13 protein-coding genes are annotated in these 20787 nt (G+C 30.4%); 7 read left to right on the top strand and 6 right to left on the bottom strand.

Annotated elements, in window-relative coordinates:
- Positions 1 to 271: 271 nt before the first annotated feature.
- The 3 genes from B2671_RS08920 to B2671_RS08910 all read right to left on the bottom strand — a co-directional run bounded on the left by B2671_RS08920 (position 272) and on the right by B2671_RS08910 (position 4876).
- A complete protein-coding gene (locus B2671_RS08920; RefSeq protein WP_422653233.1) occupies positions 272 to 892 on the bottom strand; it encodes a S8 family serine peptidase in 621 nt (206 codons plus the stop codon).
- Between the two features lie 222 nt (positions 893 to 1114).
- A complete protein-coding gene (locus B2671_RS08915) occupies positions 1115 to 3010 on the bottom strand; it encodes a S8 family peptidase (RefSeq protein WP_346870098.1) in 1896 nt (631 codons plus the stop codon).
- Positions 3011 to 3013: 3 nt separating this feature from the next.
- Positions 3014 to 4876: a S8 family peptidase gene (locus B2671_RS08910; RefSeq protein ID WP_346870097.1), complete on the bottom strand. Its 1863-nt coding sequence runs from the start codon at positions 4874 to 4876 to the stop codon at positions 3014 to 3016.
- A 245-nt stretch (positions 4877 to 5121) separates the two neighbouring features.
- Here B2671_RS08910 and B2671_RS08905 point away from each other — a divergent pair, with 245 nt between their 5' ends.
- Positions 5122 to 5997, top strand: coding sequence for a tRNA 2-thiocytidine biosynthesis TtcA family protein (locus B2671_RS08905; RefSeq protein WP_346870096.1), 876 nt, complete (start codon positions 5122 to 5124; stop codon positions 5995 to 5997).
- Positions 5998 to 6085: 88 nt separating this feature from the next.
- On the opposite strand, the gene B2671_RS08900 is transcribed toward B2671_RS08905, so the two are convergent.
- A complete protein-coding gene (locus B2671_RS08900; RefSeq protein WP_346870095.1) occupies positions 6086 to 8068 on the bottom strand; it encodes a sodium-translocating pyrophosphatase in 1983 nt (660 codons plus the stop codon).
- Positions 8069 to 8538: 470 nt separating this feature from the next.
- Positions 8539 to 9303: a SagB/ThcOx family dehydrogenase gene (locus tag B2671_RS08895; protein ID WP_346870094.1), complete on the bottom strand. Its 765-nt coding sequence runs from the start codon at positions 9301 to 9303 to the stop codon at positions 8539 to 8541.
- A 252-nt stretch (positions 9304 to 9555) separates the two neighbouring features.
- Here B2671_RS08895 and B2671_RS08890 point away from each other — a divergent pair, with 252 nt between their 5' ends.
- The 6 genes from B2671_RS08890 to B2671_RS08865 all read left to right on the top strand — a co-directional run bounded on the left by B2671_RS08890 (position 9556) and on the right by B2671_RS08865 (position 18508).
- A complete protein-coding gene (locus B2671_RS08890) occupies positions 9556 to 10266 on the top strand; it encodes an ABC transporter ATP-binding protein (protein WP_346870093.1) in 711 nt (236 codons plus the stop codon).
- Positions 10259 to 11848 carry a hypothetical protein gene (locus B2671_RS08885; protein WP_346870092.1) on the top strand — a complete coding sequence of 530 codons (1590 nt, stop codon included), beginning with the start codon at positions 10259 to 10261 and terminating at the stop codon, positions 11846 to 11848. The genes B2671_RS08890 and B2671_RS08885 overlap by 8 nt, the downstream gene beginning before the upstream one ends.
- Positions 11849 to 12110: 262 nt before the next feature.
- On the top strand, positions 12111 to 13367 hold the full coding sequence (locus B2671_RS08880; RefSeq protein ID WP_346870091.1) for a HelD family protein: 1257 nt from the start codon (positions 12111 to 12113) through the stop codon (positions 13365 to 13367).
- Between the two features lie 184 nt (positions 13368 to 13551).
- Entirely contained in the window at positions 13552 to 14355 is an 804-nt protein-coding gene (locus B2671_RS08875) for a 3'-5' exonuclease (RefSeq protein ID WP_346870090.1), read from the top strand.
- A 248-nt stretch (positions 14356 to 14603) separates the two neighbouring features.
- Positions 14604 to 16265, top strand: coding sequence for a glutamine--tRNA ligase/YqeY domain fusion protein (locus B2671_RS08870; protein WP_346870089.1), 1662 nt, complete (start codon positions 14604 to 14606; stop codon positions 16263 to 16265).
- A gap of 194 nt (positions 16266 to 16459) precedes the next feature.
- On the top strand, positions 16460 to 18508 hold the full coding sequence (locus B2671_RS08865; protein WP_346870088.1) for a family 10 glycosylhydrolase: 2049 nt from the start codon (positions 16460 to 16462) through the stop codon (positions 18506 to 18508).
- 81 nt (positions 18509 to 18589) lie between these two features.
- On the opposite strand, the gene B2671_RS08860 is transcribed toward B2671_RS08865, so the two are convergent.
- Entirely contained in the window at positions 18590 to 20617 is a 2028-nt protein-coding gene (locus tag B2671_RS08860) for a HAMP domain-containing sensor histidine kinase (protein ID WP_346870087.1), read from the bottom strand.
- Positions 20618 to 20787 lie beyond the last annotated feature (170 nt).

The following is a 20787-nucleotide window of genomic DNA, read 5'->3' as shown; positions in this document are numbered from 1 at the left end:
GATAAGAGTGACTTGCTCAAACTTATAGCCTACTAGTTGAGGTTGTATAGGTTCCGCAATTTCACCATTAGGAGAAACTATAGATATAGATATTTTATCAGGTCTTTGAAGCCATAGCATAAGAACTAAATTATCTTCATTTAGCCCTACAATAAATTCTATAATTTCTAAGGAATTGGTCTTTGAAAATCTACCATAGGCATGAGTTAAACTAGAACCTTGATTCCCAGTATTAGTAACGAATACAAGCCCCCTTCGCGATGAGAAGAAATCAATATCTTGTTCTATGGATGATAAACCTTCGTGTCCACCCCAATTTGTTCCTGNNAATATCAATACCTTCAAAAATTGGAGTGCTTCTTCTATTGTTAATTCCTACTAACTTAAGATTGCTGTTTTTTGCTTCCTTCAGCTTAACAATTATAAATTCACATTCAGGAGCACTTCCTACTATGCCATTTAGACCCCTTGCACCAACTAAACCAGCCATATTTGTACCATGGCCTATTTCATCTCTTGAAGGGACTATGTCATAGGGATTACCACCTTCAGTAGAAGCTTGGATAGCTCTATTTATATCATCACGGCTATAAATTGTACCAAAAAAGGCTATATCATCATTAGTATTTATGTCACTTTCAATAGTTTGATCCCATATTGCCGCAATTCTTGTATTTCCATTTGGATATTGAAATTGTGGGTTTAAGTAATCTATACCAGTATCAATAATTGCAGCTATTGTGCCATCTCCTGTAAGATTTAAAAAAGTTTCTCCATGAAATTGTGTTATGTTAGCAGCATCTACTGGTTGGATAGCTGTAAGTGTATATGGAAAGCTAACATCTATAATTAGATTATCTGTTATTCCTGAATACCTGGTAATAAAGTCCATATAACTATTGGCACGAACCACTACAATATAATCTATTTCAGAAACTTTAAAGGCACAGGCATAATCTATATCATTAAGTATGCTAACAAGATCCCTATCATATTGAACAAATAGGCTTACATAATCTTCACTAAGATAGGCTTCTTTACATGAATCAATTTGTCTAGATGTATTTAAATTATTCATTAATAAACTTACATCTCCTAAAACTTGCTTATCTATCTATATTATTCTAAACGATGTAAAGTAGTTACAATTAGAATAAAAAACCCTGGAAGGGTTTAGTCCTCTAAATAAATCATAAGGGATATATGTCTCAATATTATCATTGTAATATCTAGAGAAGCTAATATCTCCTAAAGTTATAGGTATTGCTAATAAATCTGGATGAGAATAGATACCTCTAATAGCATCGAAGGTTCCACGGATATCAAGAATTCCATAACCCCAAAATTCATTAGGATATGCTTCATTAGGTCTCTTTTTTGTTCCTCTAATTAGTAAGGTTTTAATATTTTCAGAGGATAACATATTGAAATTACCATTTGTTACTCCCCATTGATAAATTAAGGATATTGCTCCAGCCAATACTGCAGTAGCGATGCTAGAGCCGGATACAGTTGTAGTAGTATTATTTAGGGAGGTAGTTAACACATTTACACCACCACAAACTAGGTCAGGTTTAATTTTATTATTTGCTGTAAATCCAATGCCAGAATTTAAATCTATATCATTAGTATTTTGATTATAAAATCCAGTGGTAATAGCTAAATTGCTAGTAGATGGAATTGTAAGAGTTGTAAAGTTGTCAGGATTTAATAGTTCAGTTCCAGGTTTGGATATAGGCTTTGGATAAATCCAAATATTATATAAGCCATTAACTATATAATCACCGTATAAATTTAAAGTCCATATGCCAGGGGCAATATCAGGAAATTCCAAGTAAATTAATTCGTTACCAGATATGGTTTCAGGGAAGTAATAGGTTAAAATAGCAGTATTTTTTTCATACAAAAATTTAAGAAATGCTTTTTTTCCAAGCTTTACAGGAATCCTTGAAATTACTTGACCACTAGGAGAAGTTATGCCTAAAGAAATTTTATCGGGATAGGAACACCATATGCCTAAGTGAAATTCTCCTTGATTTGGTGCTACGGAAAATTTAATAGAGGCAGTTTCTCCCGTGTTATTTATATAACCAGAGGCATGGGTTCCAGAATTGCCTTGGTTACCAGTGCCTAAAGCAAAAGATACCTTATTACTAAAAGAATAGTAGTCTATGAGTTCCTCAATAACATTAGTACCATTATGAGAGCCTAAGTTACCACTAACTGGCAAAAATATCACCATAGGAAGTTCAGAGATATAATGCTGTTGTATAAGATAAAGCATAGCTGTAGCTATATCACAATTACGATAAACTGGAGTACCATTTTGGGAAGAATTCATAGCATCACCTATTTTTCTCCAAGGTCTTAATTTTACACATATAAAATCACAGTTAGGAGCAACACCTTTAACTTCACTATAACCTCTAGCACCAATTATACCTGCGCATTGAGTACCATGACCATCAGTATCAATTTCAGGAACTATAGAATATGGATCACCACCATCAGCTTTAAGAGAAATAGCTGCATTAATTTGTTCTTGTGAATATACAGTACCGTAATTAATATTAGGTGGACTAGGGCCGTCATTATTTGTTTGATCCCAAATAGATAATATCCTAGAGGACCCATCTTCTCTAGTAAATTCTTTATTTAAGTAATCTATGCCGGTATCAATGGTGCCAACAATGACTCCTGTACCAGTTAACTCCATGGGGATACCTTCAGAAAATGGTATTATGTTAGAAGACTGCAAAGGTGATATTTGAGAAAGCATAAAGTAATTATCAGGTTTGATTATATTAATATTGTGAATATCAACTATTAAATCTTCATATCCAATTTTAATGAATATAACTGCCATATATGGATTTAGGATTATAACTGTAGCTTGAGGAATAGTACTAATAGGAGTAATTATATCACCGGTATAATAAACAATATAACTATTATATTGGGATGTATCATCTATTTGTGTAGTTATTTCTCTTAAATCTGATAGATTCATATATTATTCCTCCATATCCATAGTATCATCTATTCTTCTATATAGTTCCTTAGGCATGTTTATAGAAAATATAGAAGGTAGATGATTTATTGTTTTACTATTACACTTATTGTACTTTCTAAATAATGAGGTTGACCTTAGATGTTCGAAGGAACCTTGAAGATTAAGCATACCGTAGCCCCATTCAGGATTTGGATATAAATCTCCAGCTCTTCTATTAGTTCCCCTAGTTAAATAAGAAATAATAGTAGGACCATACATATTGGAATCATTTCCTAGTATAATACCCCACTCAAGCATAAGTAGGGTAGCACCACATAATACTGCTCCAGCCACGGAACTACCAGAAATTACAGCATTCTCATTGTTTAAACCAGTAGTTAATGCCATTATACCACCTGTAGCTAAATTTGGTTTAATTCTATTATCAGCAGTATAACCACGACCAGAATCTACAACCACTGTATTGTTATTTTGATTATAGAAAGCGGTAGTTATAGCTTTTTTTGCATTGCCTGGAATTTCTATTGTATTATAAGGTGTAGAGCTTATTATTCTAGTAGTTGGTTCTATTAAAGGTCTTTGGGGAAGCCACACATCATATTTACCATTTATTATAAAATCACCTTTAAGTCTTAATTGCCAAAGACCTTCTTTAGGATTTTTAATTGCGATATATACAACTTCATTTCCAGTTGTAAATTCTGAACTTAAAAATAGAATACTAATTGTGCTATCTTCAACCACAGAAATAATCTCTTCAAATTCTGTAGCTACTAATTTAGGTTGTATAGGTTGTGAAACTTCACCACCAGGAGAAACTACAGATATGGATATTTTATCTGGTCTTTGAATCCAAAGCATGACAGATAGATTGCTTTCTTTTGGACCTACAATAAATTCTACAATATCCTGGGAATTGCTTTTAAGGAACCTTCCCTCAGAATGGGTAGCATTAGCGCCCTGATTTCCACAACTGGTTACAAAAATAAGACCTTTCCTAGAAGAAAAATAATCAATATCTTGCTCAATAGAGGTTAGTCCTTCATGGCCACCCCAATTAGTTCCTGTAGATAATAAAATACTTATTGGTGTTAAGGAATTAGAATCTTTATAATTCATAACGAATAACATTGCAAGAAGTATATCAAGACCTTCGTAGATAGGTATGTTTTTTCTGTCATTGACACCAATTAATCTAAGATTACTGGTTTTAGCTTCTTTAAGTTTTACTATTAGGAAGTCACATTCAGGGGCACTACCTGTTACTCCATTTAAGCCCTTAGCTCCAACCAAACCAGCCATATTTGTACCATGTCCTATAACATCCCTTGAAGGAACTATATTATAAGGATTTTCCCCCTTATTAAAAGATTCAATGGCTTTATTAATTTCTTCCCTAGCGTAAAAGGTACCGAAAAATGCTGCAGGATCATCATTTATTTTATTATTTTCAATGGTTTGATCCCATATACCTATAATTCTTGTAGTTCCATCATCATTTTGAAATTGAGGATTTAAATAGTCTATACCTGTGTCTATAATTGCAGCTATGGTATTTTTACCTTTAAGATTCAAGAAGGTGTCTCCGTGGAAAGGAGCTATAGAAGAAGACTGTATTAGGTCTATAGATGATAAAGTATAGGGATAGCTAACATCTACTCTAAATATTTCTCTGAATTTACGAACAAAAGGACGGTACTCCCTAGCTATAACGGAAACATAGTATATTGTATCAGATAGCTTATAAGCATAAGCATAGTCTACATCTTTGAGAATATTAACAAGATCTTTTGTAGATAAAATGAATAGAGTCACATAATCTTCACTTAGATAGGCATCTTTAAATGAACTTACATTATCCATAAAAAACTTACATCTCCAGAAAGTGTTTATCTATTTATAGTATTCTATAGTTCTTAAAGTAGTTACAAATAGTATATTTTATCACTGTAATTTTTAATAGAGCAATGAAGGGAAGAACAAATGGTGGTATGACAAAAATTTATAAAGGTGCTATAATATCAAAGTAAGTTTATAGTGTAAAGATATAAACTTAATATTAGAATTATGTAAAGTACATATATTAAAAAATATACGAGGTGAAATAAATGAGTGGTGTAGCAGGAGAAGGTTGTGAAATATTAGTCCCTTTTAATGAGAGAAAGCCATTAGAAGAAATAGAAAGAAGTTTAATTAAAAAATATAGAAAGTCAGTATGGTCTAAGTTTATTAAGGCTATTAGAGAATACAACCTAGTAGAAGAAGGAGATAAGATAGCTGTTGGAATATCTGGAGGTAAGGATAGTATAATAATGGCTAAGTTATTTCAAGAGTTAAAACGTCATGGTCAAGTAAATTTTGAATTAGAGTTTATTGCTATGGATCCAGGATATCATCCACAAATTAAAGAACTTTTATTGGATAATTGTAATTATTTAAATATACCAATACATACTTTTGATTCAAAAATATTTGACATTATTGATGAGATAGCAAAGGATTATCCTTGTTATATGTGTGCTAGGATGAGAAGGGGGGCATTATATTCTGAAGCTGAAAGGCTTGGATGTAATAAGCTAGCATTAGGACATCACTTTAATGATGTTATTGAAACTACAATGCTTAATGTGCTTTATGGAGGAACTTTTAAAACTATGCTTCCCAAACTTAAAGCAACCAACTTTAAAGGATTAGAGCTTATACGTCCTCTTTATTATGTTGAGGAAAGCTACATAGAAAACTTTATACAAAGTAGTGGTATATGGCCTCTTAACTGTGCATGCATGGTAGCAGCAAAGAAGATTGGTAACAAGAGACATGAAATAAAGGATATGATAAAAGAAATGAAAAAGAATTTTAAAGATGTGGATAAATCTATATTTAAGTCTGCTGAAAATGTGAATATGGATGCAATTTTAGGTTGGCAAAAGGATGGAGAAAAACATTCTTTCTTAGAAGAATATGATGGAGAATTTTTAGATTAGAAATCAAGGTATTAAATTAAAAAACCTCTTATTTTAGAATTATAATTCTAAAATAAGAGGTTTAATATTTTAACTTATAATTAGATCTCTATAAAAGGCCACCTATTGAAACAAATAGTGAAGCAAATACTAAAGAAACAATTGTCATAAGTTTTATTAATATGTTGATTGATGGACCTGATGTATCCTTGAATGGATCACCAACAGTATCTCCAACAACAGCAGCTTTATGAGCATCGCTACCTTTACCACCGTGAGTACCTTCTTCAATGTACTTCTTAGCGTTATCCCATGCACCACCAGAGTTAGACATGAAGATAGCAAGCATAACTCCAGAAACAAGAGCTCCTACTAGAAGTCCACCTAAAGCTTCTGTACCAAGTAATATACCAATTACTAGTGGCATAGCTACAGCCATAACTCCAGGAAGCATCATTTCTTTTAATGCTGCAGCTGTTGAAATTTCAACACATCTTTTATAATCAGGTTTTCCTGTACCTTCTAAGATACCAGGAATGTTTTTAAATTGATTACGAACTTCAACAATCATTTTGTTAGCAGTTTTACCAACTGACTGCATTGTAAATGCTGAGAATAAGAATGGAAGCATACCTCCAATTAATAAACCAACAATTACTTTAGGATTTAAGCAATCGATAGTAGTTAATCCAACAGCTTGAGAGTAAGAAGCAAATAATGCTAATGCAGTAAGAGCTGCAGAACCAATAGCAAATCCTTTACCCATAGCAGCAGTAGTATTACCTACAGAGTCTAATTTATCTGTAATCTTACGAACTGATGAATCAAGTCCTGCCATTTCTGCAATACCACCAGCATTATCAGCAATTGGACCGTAAGCATCAACTGCAACAGTTATACCAGTAGTTGAAAGCATTCCAACGGCTGCAAGAGCAATACCGTATAATCCAGCGAATGAATAAGCAACGAGTATAGCAATAGCAATTAATATTATAGGAAAAGCTGTAGATTCCATTCCAACAGCAAGTCCAGATATTATTGTTGTTGCAGAACCAGTTTCAGATTGTTCAGCAATTTTCTTTACTGATTTATAATCACTTGAAGTGTATACTTCTGTTAACTTACCAGTTAATAAACCAACTATAATTCCAGAAATTATTGCGAAGAATGGTAAGAAATCTCCAAAGAATTTTTTACTAAGTATAGCAGAAGATATAACAACTAATATACTAGCTAAGTAAGTTCCGCTATTTAAAGCTTTATGTGGATTTTGGCTTTTACTATTATTTACAAGCACAATACCTATTATAGAACAGAAAATTCCTACTGCAGATATTATAAGTGGGAAAAGAGCTCCCTTTACTTGAAAAGCAACTACGCCTAGTGTAATAGCAGATATGATAGAACCAACATATGATTCAAATAAGTCTGCACCCATACCAGCAACATCACCAACATTATCACCAACGTTATCAGCAATTACTGCTGGGTTACGTGGGTCATCTTCAGGTATACCAGCTTCAACCTTACCAACAAGGTCAGCTCCAACGTCTGCAGCTTTAGTATATATTCCGCCACCAACACGTCCAAAAAGAGCTAGAGTAGAAGCTCCTAAACTAAATCCAGTAAGTACTTCTATATTATTTGTAAAAAAGTAAACTACGCTTACGCCTAGTAGGCCAAGACCTACAACACACAGACCCATAACAGCTCCACCTGAGAATGCAATTGACAGTGCCTTACTCATACCAGATGTTCTAGCACCTTCAGCAGTTCTTACATTAGCTTTAGTAGCTGTATGCATACCAACATAACCTGCTAGAGTTGAGAATAATGCTCCAACTAAGAAGCAAACAGCTGTAACCCAGCTACCTATTCCTACACCAATTAATACAAAAATAATTGCACAGAAAATGATTAATACTTTGTACTCTGCCTTTAAGAAAGCAGCAGAACCTTCACTTATAGCTGAAGCGATTTCTTTCATTTTATCTGTACCTTCACTACTTTTATTAATTTTTAATAGTAGTAAAAAGGCAGAGATTAAAGCAAGCAATCCAGCAACTATACAAACATAGATAAGATAGTTCATAATAAAGTCCCCCTATATATTCTTATTTAATTTTATTTAACAATTGAAGTGAAGGGTTTAACCTATACTTCAATTGGATTTGTCCTATGTATTAACCTTGTATATGATACAAAAAATATTATGATATATCAAGCAGAAAAATTAGCCATTTTAAATTAAAATAGTAATAAATATGTATTTAAATAAAGTTTAAATCTTATTAGTACTAATAAATGTTATCATCATAATAATTTTATGTCAAATATAAGTTGAATTTTATTTAAATATCTTTGAATATATTAAAAGAAAATATAGAATTATTTTAATATACTAAATTGTGATACATTTTATATGTAGAAAGAAAGTATTAATGCCACCTTATAAATGTCAATTATGATTAATAATTATGATTAATTTATATAAAAAGGACACCTTAAATTTTACTTAAGCTATCCTTTAGATTTTGTTAAATATGGCATACTATTGGCAAATTATTTACTTACTTTACCAACTGGAGCTACATAGACTACAAATTCATTTTCGCCATCTAATCCAAGAAATTTATCTATAAGTTTTTGGTCATAAGCTCCTACAGCACAAGTACCACAATCTATGGCTTTGCAAGCAAGATAAAAGGTTTGACATACATGACCTGCATCAAGTAGCATAACTTTATGGGCAGCATCTAGATATCTCCATTCGCCTCTATAGGGAATACAACTCCATATAAATGTTACGGCACTATCACCAACAAAGGTTTGTTTACAAGCTATATCAGAAAGTTGAGATGATAAAGTAGAATCTTCTAATATAAGAAGTAATTTATGGCTTAAGGGAAGGTATCTGTATAAGCCCTTCTTAATGCCCTTAATGTGATTTATTACTAAGTATGTCTCAAAGGGGTGACGAGCGCCACCAGAAGGTACAGTTCTTAGGGTTGCATAGTTATTAGCAGTAACTTTTTTTACACCTTGTGTACACCAAAGAAGAAAGGATAGTTCCTCCAAACTTAGATTATTATCAGTAAATTTACGATGACTTTCTCTTTGATTTATAATGTCTAATATATTAGATCTAACTAAAATTTTATCTGTTACCTCAGGTAAGTCTATAGTTTTTTCATTTTCATCATAAGGTTTTTGTAAAGGTGGTTGAGGTAATTTTTTTTGTTGATCAGATAACTCATATTCCCCTTCATCCTCTTCTGTTGAAAAGCTAGATTTCATAAAGTTTCGAAATTTCTCAATGTTTTCCATTAAATACAACTCCTTAAAAAGTAAAATAATGTGTTCATAAATGAGCTTAGTTAGATTTATTCTTGATTCTAAGCAATTACTTAAAAATGATAATATAAGAATAACCTCATCCTATTATTTCATAATAAGGTGCAATTTTAAATAGATAATTTGTAAAATATGTGATTTAATAGTTGATAGGATATATGAAAAAAATTCCTATTTAAATAGTTGTTCTGCCCATGCGGGTTTGAGAAGATTAGGGGGAGAAAAGTGGAGTTAATATTAAAGGATATACAAAAAAGTTTTGAAAATAAAGTGGTGTTAAAAGGAGCATCTTTTACTTTTGAAAAAGGAAAGATATATGGCCTATTAGGAAGAAATGGTGCAGGCAAAACTACTTTATTTAATTGTATAAGTGGAGAGCTAAGCAAAGATTCAGGGGAGGTTATTTTAGAGAATGGATTGGGTAATGAAGGGGAGTTAGATTATTCTAATATAGGATTTGTTTTTGCAGACCCAGTACTACCGGAATTTTTAACTGGATATGAGTTTATTAAGTTTTACATTGATATAAACAAGAATAAAATTAAAGATTTAAAAACTATAGAAGAATATTTAGATATTATCAAAATATCTAAAGAAGATAGTCATAGATTAATAAAAGGTTATTCTCATGGAATGAAAAATAAGATTCAAATGTTATGCTTTTTAATATCAAGACCACCAGTAATTTTGTTAGATGAACCATTGAGCTCTTTTGATGTAATTGTAGCCTTAGAGATTAAGAATTTATTAAAGAAAATAAAAAGTGACCATATAATTATATTTTCAACTCATATATTACAACTTGCTACGGATTTATGTGATGAAATTGTAGTACTGAATAATGGTATATTAGAGCAAGTCCCAAATGATATATTGAGAAGTGGAGAGTTTGAAGAACGTATTATGGAAATCTTGAGGGAGGAAAGTAATGATTAGAACTTTTACTAATACATATAAATTTGCTTTTGCAAAGAGAGCAAATACATTTATATACTTCATTAAGAAGATTCCTATAATAGGAAAGAAAATCCCGGAAAATCTTTATGGAAAAACAGATATTAAAATGATTCTTGGAATTATATTTGAAATATTGTCTTTTTTATTTGGATTTATTAGAAAAGCCCTCTATATAGGGGTGATGGTGCTAATTCCAGCCATGTACTTTTCAAAGGATATTGGGAACACAAAGGATATTGCAGTTCAGATATTCTTTTTCTTAAGTTTTATACTTGGACCTCTTGAAGATACTATTGTGCTTTCTGATATACCAAAATCATTTAATATGATTAGATTAATGAGGGTTGATTCTAGAAAATACTTTATTGGACAAATAGTATATAAGAGAATACTAGATTTTATATATTTTATTCCTATAATGATTATAGTATTTTCGCCTTTAAAAGGAATGATTTTATCCATAGAATTTATTGCAATTAGATTTATAGGAGAATTAATACACTTATTTATATATGATAAGTTTAAAATATTACTTACTTCTAAGGCTATATATAATGTAATAATTATAGCTTTAGGTATGGTGTTAGCTTATCTACTTCCATTCTTGAAGATTAATATAAGCATTGGTAACTGGCTGTATGATTATAGAGTTCTAGCACTATTAATAATTTTATCAGGAATATCACTTACATATATATTTAGATATAAAAAGTTTAAAGAGATTGATAAAATTATATGTACTAAGGCTATGGCCTTTAACGGTGAAAATATAATGGCTGAAGCTACCTTTGCAGATGTAAAAATAGATGAAAAAAAGATGAAAAGTGAAGAGTTAAACTCTAATATATATGAGAGTAAAAAAGGATATGAATATTTAAATGCCATATTTTTCAGGAGACATAGGAAGTTGCTGTCTAGAGCTACAAGAAATATAGTTATAGCAATTATAATTATATCTTTAGCTATCATTGGGTTTGTATTATGGAAGCCAGAGGTTAGAGAAGATGTTATAAAGATTTTATATAAAAAAGCGCCACTATGGATATTCATAATGTACTCTATATGTACTAGTCAAAAGATTTGTAAGGCAATGTTCTATAATTGTGATGTGAGTCTACTAAGATATGGATATTATAGGGAAGGGAATGTTATAATTGCTAATTTTAGAGCAAGACTTAAGAGGATAATTGTTTTTAATGTTATACCTGCATTAGCAATTTGTATGGGTATAATTGGTATTATATTATCTGTAGGTAGGTTTATTATGATGTTTGAAATGATACCGATGTTTTTAAGTATTATATGCTTATCATGCTTCTTTTCAATCCATCACTTAGTATTATATTATGTAATTCAGCCTTATACTGCGGCGTTAAAAATTAAAAGTCCGTTATTTAGTATAATAAATTCACTTATGTATATAGGTTGTTATATATGCTTAAATCTTGATGTTACTTCATATTTATTTAGTGTAGGAATTATTATTTTCACTGTAATTTATATGATTATTGCTTTAATAGTAGTTTATAAGGTGGCACCTAAAACCTTCAAGCTTAGATAAGTAAATTAGAATTTAAAGTTATAAAAGTGAAATTTTTATGTTTTATGAATAAATATTAAAAAACTTCTATGAATTTGTAAAATTTTAATGTATAATATATAGGCAACTCATAAATAAAGAAATATTTCATTATGATTGCGATAAGCTCTTAGAAAATTATAGGATTAATCAAAAAATATTACATTATAAGCAAAGAGGAAGAATCCAAGGGGTTTTTCCTCTATATTTTTTCAAAAATATAAGAAGTGAGAGGTGAAAAACAATGACAATTAATAGGGAAGAGACTTTGAAGGAAGAAATGAAATTCAGTAGTACTAAGGAATGGATAGAAAAACAACTTTTAAACACTGAGAAAAAGTGTGAAGAGTATGAAAAGAAAGTAGCAACTCTTAAAAAATCTTCAAGGGGTACTTTTAGTACAGAACTAATTTTAGCCCAAAATATTCAAGACTTCGCAAATAAAGATTTGCATAAGTATAATGAAAGTAAAGATAATCCATACTTTGCAAGAATTGATTTCAAGGAAAAGATAAGGGATGTAGAAAGTTTTTATATTGGTAAGTTTGGACTTATAGATGAAGTTAAAAACGAAGAGGTTGTCATTGATTGGAGAGCACCTCTTGCCAATTTATATTATAGTGGAACTTTTGGAGCAGCATCTTATACTGCTCCCATGGGAGAAATTCAAGGAGAACTATTATTAAAAAGAAAGTTTCAAGTTAAGGATGGAAAAATAGTAAATATCTTTGATGAGGGAGTAAATGAGTTAATAGTTCCAGTATCAGAAGATGGAGAAGAACTAGTAGATGAGTTTTTAAAGATAAATCTAGAAGAAAATATGAGTAAAAAGCTGAAGGATGTAGTAAATACCATTCAAAGGGAACAAAATGAAATTATTAGAGCTTATAAAAATAAGCCAATAATTATTCAAGGTTCTGCAGGGTCAGGAAAGACTACGGTAGCATTACATAGATTAGCTTACCTAGTGTATACCTATGGAGATGAAATGAATAATAGAAACATACTAGTAGTTGCACCAAACCAATTATTTTTAGACTATATTTCAGATATTTTACCAAACTTAGGAGTTAGTAATGTAAAACAGTCAACCTTTGAAGAACTTTGTAGTGCAATTTTAAACATTAAATATAAAATAATAACTAAGGATAAAAAGCTTGCACATATAATGGAATGTAATGATAAGGAAAAAATTAAATACATTACTGCATCCAGCAAGATAAAAGGTACAATGACCTATAAAACCATTATGGATAGGTTTATAAAATATTTAGAAAGAAAGAGTTCTGAAGTAGAGGATATATTAGTAGATGAATACATTTTATTTTCAGCAAAGGAAATAAAAAGACTATATATAAAGGATTTAGAAAATTTACCTATTAACAAAAGAAAAGATGAAATAAATAAATACTTCAAAGGTAAGTTGAAAAACCGAATAGAAGAAATTAAAGAAAAGATAGAAAATATATACTTTTTTAAGATAAAAGATATAANNAATTAAAACCTATGATGAACGAGATGAGCTTATAGCAGGACTAAAAACTAAAGGTAGTAAGGCATTAAAGGAGTTCTTTGGTAATTGGAAGAAGATAAGTGTAGTAGATAGTTATATAAATCTTTATAATGATGAAGAAGTATTTTCATCTGTAACAGATAATTGCTTACCTAAAAAGTTAGCTGACTATATGAGAGATGAAATAAATAATAATATTGCTACTAAAAATATAGACTGCGATGATTTAACGGCATTAACTTACTTACAATTGAAGTTAGAAGGGGTAGTGGGAGAGAATTATATTCATACTGTCATTGATGAAGCACAAGATTATAGTCTTATGCAATTTAATGTATTGAAAGAAATATCGAAGAATAACTCCATGACTATAGTAGGGGATTTAGGGCAAGGAATCTATAATTATAAAGGAATTAATTCATGGGAAAGTTTAATAGAAAAGGTATTTAGCGAAGATGCCACTTATATAACTTTATCCCAAAGCTATAGGTCTACAGTAGAAATAATAGAGTTTGCAAACAGGGTATTAGAAAAGCAAGAGTTAAATATAAAACCAGCTCTTCCTATATTAAGACATGGAGATGAACCTAGAGTTATTAATGCTAAAGAAGATGAAGAAATAAGAGTTATTGATTCTTTATTAGAAGAAATATATAGTAAGAATAAAAAAACTGTAGCTATAATTTGCAAAACTTATACTGAGTGTAAGGAATTACATAAAAGGCTTAAGAAGGAGTCCAAATATAAATGGGAACTGATAGAAGAGGGTCAAAGTAAATTAGATATAGATAGTTTAATTATACCTAGCTATATGACCAAGGGGTTAGAGTTTGATGCAACAATTGTTTATAATTGTGATGAAGATATGTATAGGAATGAAGTATTAGATAAAAAGTTGCTATATGTAGCTTTAACTAGAGCATTACATCTTCAATATGTAATGTATAAAGAATCACTTTCTTCTTTACTTGTATAGGTATAAGCCTAGTTGCAATAAGGAATAATAGGTTATAGTTTAAAATAGAAGTTATTGCACTATAATTTTAAAGATAATAGAAAAAAAGTGCAAATTATGATATATTTAAGGTTGTGTAAGTCAAAATAATTAGATAATTTATTGATAATATGAATTATGTTTCGATAATGAAGGTATATTAATGCCATTATATTATTAAATTATTTGATAATAACCTGAATAAAATATAATAAGAGGAAGTGATTATTATGGGAGAAAATATAGGAAATACATCTTCAAATTTTATTAAAAGAATAGTGGTGGATGACTTACAGAGCAAGAAACATGACAATATAATTACTCGTTTTCCACCAGAACCAAATGGATATTTACATATAGGACATGCAAAATCTATAGTTTTAAACTTTGAGTTAGCAGATGAGTTTAATGGAAAGACAAACTTAAGATTTGACGATACAAATCCTACTAAAGAGGATACTGAATATGTTGAATCTATAAAAGAAGATATAAAATGGCTTGGATTTAACTGGGATGATTTGTACTTTGCATCAGATTATTTTGAGGAAATGTATAATAGGGCAGTACTCTTAATTAAAAAAGAATTAGCCTTTGTATGTGATTTAACTCCTGATGAAATAAGAGAATATAGAGGTAGTTTAAAAGAACCAGGAAAAGAAAGTCCTTACAGAAATAGAACTGTTGAAGAAAACTTAGACTTGTTTGATCGTATGAGAAAAGGTGAGTTTAAGGATGGTGAGAAGGTTTTAAGAGCTAAAATTGATATGAGCTCTCCTAATATAAATATGAGGGATCCTATAATCTATCGTATATCTCATACAGCTCATCACAATACAGGAGATAAATGGTGTGTATATCCAATGTATGATTTTGCGCATCCACTAGAAGATGCAATTGAAGGCATAACTCACTCAATCTGTACTTTAGAATTTGAGGATCATAGACCACTTTATGATTGGGTAGTAGAAGCATGTGAAATGGAAAGTACACCAAGACAAATAGAATTTGCAAGACTAAATATTACTAATACAGTAATGAGTAAAAGAAAACTTAAAGCTTTGGTAGATGAAGGTATTGCTGATGGATGGGATGATCCAAGAATGCCAACTATAGCTGGATTAAGAAGACGTGGTTATACTCCTGAGTCTATAAGAAACTTCTGTAGAGAAATAGGAGTAGCAAAAAATGATAGTACTGTAGATGAACAATTATTAGAACATTTTATTAGAGAAGATTTAAGTGCTAAAGCACTAAGAACCATGGGAGTTATCAGGCCTTTAAAGGTGGTTATAACAAACTACCCAGAGGGTGAAGTTGAAATGTTAGAGATTGAAAATAATCAAGACGACCCATCTATGGGTAAAAGGATGGTACAATTCTCTAAGGAAATATATATTGAAGAAGAAGATTTTATGGAAGAGCCACCTAAAAAGTACTTCAGATTATTCCCAGGAAATGAAGTTAGACTTAAGGGAGCATACTTTATAAAGTGTAATGATTTTATAAAAGATGAGTCTGGAAAAGTTGTTGAGATTCATTGTACTTATGACAAGGAAACTAAGAGTGGAACAGGATTTACAGGTAGAAAAGTCAAGGGTACAATACATTGGGTAGATGCTAGCTCTGCTATACCATCAGAATTTAGACTATATGAGCCTTTAATAAAGGATGAAGAAATTGATGAAAATAAAACTTTCCTAGAATGTGTTAATCAAAACTCTTTAGAAGTATTACAAGGTTATGTTGAAGATAATATGAAGGGTGTAAAATCAGGTGAGAGCTTCCAGTTCTTCAGGCATGGATATTTTAATGTAGATTCCAAATATTCTACAGAGGATAAACCTGTATTTAATAGAATAGTATCTTTAAAAAGTTCTTTTAAAATAAAATAAAAATATCACCTCTTAATTTNNAAATTAAGAGGTGATATTTTTCATAAAGTATAATATTAAATATACTCATAGATTTACTATATATGAATTATATGTTACATTTTAGGTAGTAATATAAACATTAATGGCGTAAGGTCGTTAATTATAATATATGGACAAGCATAAAAACTGTATGTAAGAATAAAGGAGGAACTATGAAAAAGATATTAACTGGTTTACTAGGCATCTTTTTAGTATTTTCAGTGATGAATACTACTGCTTTTGCAGATACTAAAGAGATGAGAGGCGCATGGATTAGCACCGTGTGGAATCTTGATTGGCCAACTGTTGGTGCTAGAAATAATGTGGCCCAACAAAAACAAGAATATATAGCACTACTAGACAAGCTGCAAGCAGCAGGACTAAATAGTGTTATAGTGCAAGTAAGACCTAAGGGAGATGCTCTATATAATTCTAGCCTTAATCCTTGGTCTGACATACTTACTGGAACTCAAGGCAAGAACCCAGGATATGACCCATTAGCATTTATGATTGAAGAAACTCATAAAAGAGGAATGGAGTTTCATGCTTGGTTTAATCCGTATAGAATAACAACTTCTGGTACAGACGTAAATACATTAGCATCAAATAATATGGCTAGGAAGAACCCTAGTTGGGCTATAGCTTATAACAATGCATTATATTATGATCCAGGCAATCCACAGGTGGTAAATTATTTAGTGGAAACTGTAGCTGAAGTAGTGAAAAATTACAAGGTAGATGGAATTCATTTTGATGATTATTTCTATCCAAGTAAATCTTTTAATGATGATACTAGCTACAGTAAGTATGGTAATGGAATTAATAAAGATGACTGGAGACGTGCTAATGTCAATACATTGATTCAGAAAGTACATGCCAAAATTAATAGTATAAACTCATCAGTATCCTTTGGAGTAAGTCCAAGAGGAATATGGAAAAATGCATCTAGTGATCCAGCCGGTTCAGCTACAAATGGTGGACAAAGCTACTATGATATATATTGTGATTCTGTAGCATGGATAAAGAATGGATGGGTTGATTATATAAATCCACAAATATATTGGACTTTTGAAAATAGTGCAGCTCCCTATGGAGTTCTTGTAGATTGGTGGGCAAAACAAGTCCAAGGCACTAATGTTAAGCTTTATATTGGACATGATGTTTCTAAAACTGAGGTATCTAATCAAATAGAAAAACAAGTAAATTATAGTAGAGCTAATTCAGAAGTAGATGGAAATATATATTTTAGAGCAAAATTTATATCTGAAAATAGTACACTTCAATCAAAATTAAAACAGTTAAATAAAGTTACACATAAACAACTTAAGGGTTTAAATAGATATGAAACATCAGTAAAGGTAAGTAAAGAAGGTTGGAGTAGTGCAAATACTGTGCTATTGGTAAATGGATATGCAAATGCTGATGGTCTTGTAGCAACTCCATTGGCATCGGCTTATGGAGCTCCAATAATTTTATCAGAGAAGAATTCATTACCAAGTGAAACTAAGGCAGAAATAAAGAGATTAAATCCATCTAAAGTAATACTTATAGGTGGGAAAACAGTTCTTTCAGATAGTTTGAAAAAACAATTACAAGAAATCAAACCTAATTTGGATATCGATAGAATAGGCGGTGCTACTAGATTTGATACTTCACTTTTAGTAGCTAAAAAACTAGATACCATAGTAGATGTGAATAAATCTTATGTATGCTATGGGTTAGGAGAAGCAGATGCACTATCTATAGCAGCAAAAGCTGGAGAGGATAAAGCTCCTATAATTTTAGCTGAAAAGAATGCTATACCTAAGAGTACTATAGATTGGCTAAGAGGTGAAAGTCTTCAAACTGCATACTTTATTGGAGGAACAACCAATATAACTAAAGCTGTAATATCACAAATGAATTCTATAACATCTTCAGATGTAAGTGGAAATAGAGTTGCAGGTAATAATAGATATGATACAAATGCAGCTGTGATTAAAAAGTTTTATACTAACTCAGGTCAATCTGGTATTAGTGTTACTAAGGGATTAGTATTAGCAGATGCATTAACATCTGGTCCATTAGCAGCAAAATTAAAGACACCTATAGTGCTTGTAGACACTGAACTAAGTAACAATCAAAAACAGGTTTTAAGTACAAAACAAGCATCCTTAGTATACGAGATAGGAGGAGGAATAAATCCTTCTGCAGTACAAGATGTTATAAATAGAGTAAGGTAATTTGAAATATTATTCAAATTAAATAAACTCAGTTAATGTAATGATAATTACGTTAACTGAGTTTTTTAATCTATGATATTATTATATGTTTATATTAGAGTCTATGTCAGAGAATTCTACCATGAGTTTCTCGCTATTATTAGTAATGTTTTGTGATATATGATTTTCCACATCTAAAGTGGCCCTATCAACTTCCTTTATAGGAAGGGTAAATATAAATTCACAACCTTTGTTTGGTTCACTTTTAAGAATAATGGAACCATCTAAAAGTTCTACTAGAGATTTTACCAAGGAGAGACCTATACCACTACCCTCTTTACTTTTAGATTTTTCATTTTTTACTTGAGTAAATCTTTCAAAGATGCTTCTTTGCTTATCTTTAGGAATTCCAATTCCAGTATCCTTTACTGAAACAGATATGGATTGTTTTAAACATTTTAAAGTTACGTATATACATCCTCCTTTAGGGGTAAATTTAATAGCATTTGAAAGAAGATTTAATATAATTCTATCTAGTTTTTCAGAATCTAGTGGCATATAAACTTCTTCTTCATTAGTATCAAATACTATAGAAATTCCTCTGGCAGATGCATATTCAAGTACAGACATAGTGATATCTTCTACTACTTCTACTATATTTTTAACTTCAAATTCTACATGATAAAATCCAGAATCAATTTTCGTCATATCAATTAGATTATTTATAAGCTTAAGTAGTCGAAATCCATTTTGACGTATATATATTAGTTTAACTTCATCATCTTTATTAGCAAAAGTAAGTTTGCCGTTATCTTTGTATATATCTAAAAGTTGTAGCCCGGATAGTATAACATTAAGTAAAGTACGTATTTCATGAGAAAAGTTAGCTAAAAATTCAGTTTTAATTTTATCACTTATCAGAAGTTCATCATATCTTTTCTTTGCAACAATCATATTTTTAGCATTATTTGTTTTTTGGATTGTTTGAATAGCTAACATTATCATACATACTAGCAAAATTAGAAGTAAAAGAAATACTATACCTAGAGATACGCCTTTATTTATCCAACTATCATTTATAAATACAACATTCTCGGGAAGAGAAGAACGAGATATATTTTTTGTTGTTACTTCCGATGCATCAAATAACAAGGTACTACCAGGATCGTATATACTTGGAATATCCTTTGGTTTTGTACCATTTAGTACACGAATAGCAGTTTCATAAATGATTTTACTGTGATTTTTTGCAAATAATATATGTCCACCGATAGCTCCATTTCCAACATAAGTTTCTTTAAAAGTATATAATTGACCATGGGAATAGTTTTTTATAATATGTGTTGTATTCTTGGGTGAAATTATAATGTTAGAAGTATCTTTGAAATTACCAACAATTATTGAAGGTGTATTGCTAGGGTATTGAGATAATTTATAGCATAAATCATCAATATAATCACTTTTTATAAAATTAAATCTTAACACATTAGTATAATAGGGAATAGTATCTCTTACTTGGTTTTCTATATACTTAGATTCTATAGTATTATCCAATAAAATATTTATTTCAGAAGTATTTGGATTTGTATGTAAAATCAAATCAACTAGGGTACGTACATTAACTGGTTCCATTACTCCAGTAAAGTTATTAAATGGATAGGAAGACAGCTTGCTAACATCATTAATACCACCATATACCACAGGTACATTTGTAAACATAGGAGTATTGTAATAATTTCCTACAAAATTCAAAGATTCATCATCAAGAGTAACAATTAAATCAAATTTAGTATTTTCATATTTTAATGACCATAGGTCAGCTTGCTTATCTAAATAGGATTTGTCATCATTTGTTATAGATAGGAATTCTGTTCGTGTATGAATATTTAAGTCGCTTGAAGTTAGTGAAGTTTTGAGATTATCTAGGAGATAAGATTCCCAGAGTTCATTTTCACTTTGAGAAGATAAAATTAATACTTCTTTATACTTTAAAAGGGATTGATCAGTATCACTTGATGGCGTAGCAAAAACTGTGATAGAGTTAAAGGACATAACTATGCCTAAAACTAAATTCACTAATACATATATAAATTTATTTCTTTGACAGGAGAGTACATATTTATCATTCATACAAATCACCTAACATATCTATACTTGATTTTAAAATATATTTAATTGACTTGGAATAAAGTATTTAAGCAATCATCCCAAGAAAGTATATATATCGACATAATAATTATATCATGAAAATTATATAGATAATAGAATATTTTTAACATTGTATTAATTATTAATATATT

This window comes from Clostridium sp. UBA5119, assembly GCF_002414285.1.
Classification (GTDB): Bacteria; Bacillota; Clostridia; order Clostridiales; family Clostridiaceae; genus Clostridium_J; species Clostridium_J sulfidigenes.
The sequence above is the reverse complement of the archived record's forward strand: the minus strand, read 5'-3'. Positions and strand labels throughout refer to the sequence as shown.

What these genes read in the sequence shown, in the direction of transcription:
- B2671_RS08905 (WP_346870096.1), top strand. Translation starts at nt 5,122, where the DNA reads ATGAGTGGTGTAGCAGGAGAAGGTTGTGAAATATTAGTCCCTTTTAAT.
- B2671_RS08900 (WP_346870095.1), bottom strand. Translation starts at nt 8,068, where the DNA reads ATGAACTATCTTATCTATGTTTGTATAGTTGCTGGATTGCTTGCTTTA.
- B2671_RS08860 (WP_346870087.1), bottom strand. Translation starts at nt 20,617, where the DNA reads ATGAATGATAAATATGTACTCTCCTGTCAAAGAAATAAATTTATATAT.
- B2671_RS08895 (WP_346870094.1), bottom strand. Translation starts at nt 9,303, where the DNA reads ATGGAAAACATTGAGAAATTTCGAAACTTTATGAAATCTAGCTTTTCA.
- B2671_RS08875 (WP_346870090.1), top strand. Translation starts at nt 13,552, where the DNA reads ATGAGAGATGAAATAAATAATAATATTGCTACTAAAAATATAGACTGC.
- B2671_RS08915 (WP_346870098.1), bottom strand. Translation starts at nt 3,010, where the DNA reads ATGAATCTATCAGATTTAAGAGAAATAACTACACAAATAGATGATACA.
- B2671_RS08865 (WP_346870088.1), top strand. Translation starts at nt 16,460, where the DNA reads ATGAAAAAGATATTAACTGGTTTACTAGGCATCTTTTTAGTATTTTCA.
- B2671_RS08885 (WP_346870092.1), top strand. Translation starts at nt 10,259, where the DNA reads ATGATTAGAACTTTTACTAATACATATAAATTTGCTTTTGCAAAGAGA.
- B2671_RS08910 (WP_346870097.1), bottom strand. Translation starts at nt 4,876, where the DNA reads ATGGATAATGTAAGTTCATTTAAAGATGCCTATCTAAGTGAAGATTAT.
- B2671_RS08870 (WP_346870089.1), top strand. Translation starts at nt 14,604, where the DNA reads ATGGGAGAAAATATAGGAAATACATCTTCAAATTTTATTAAAAGAATA.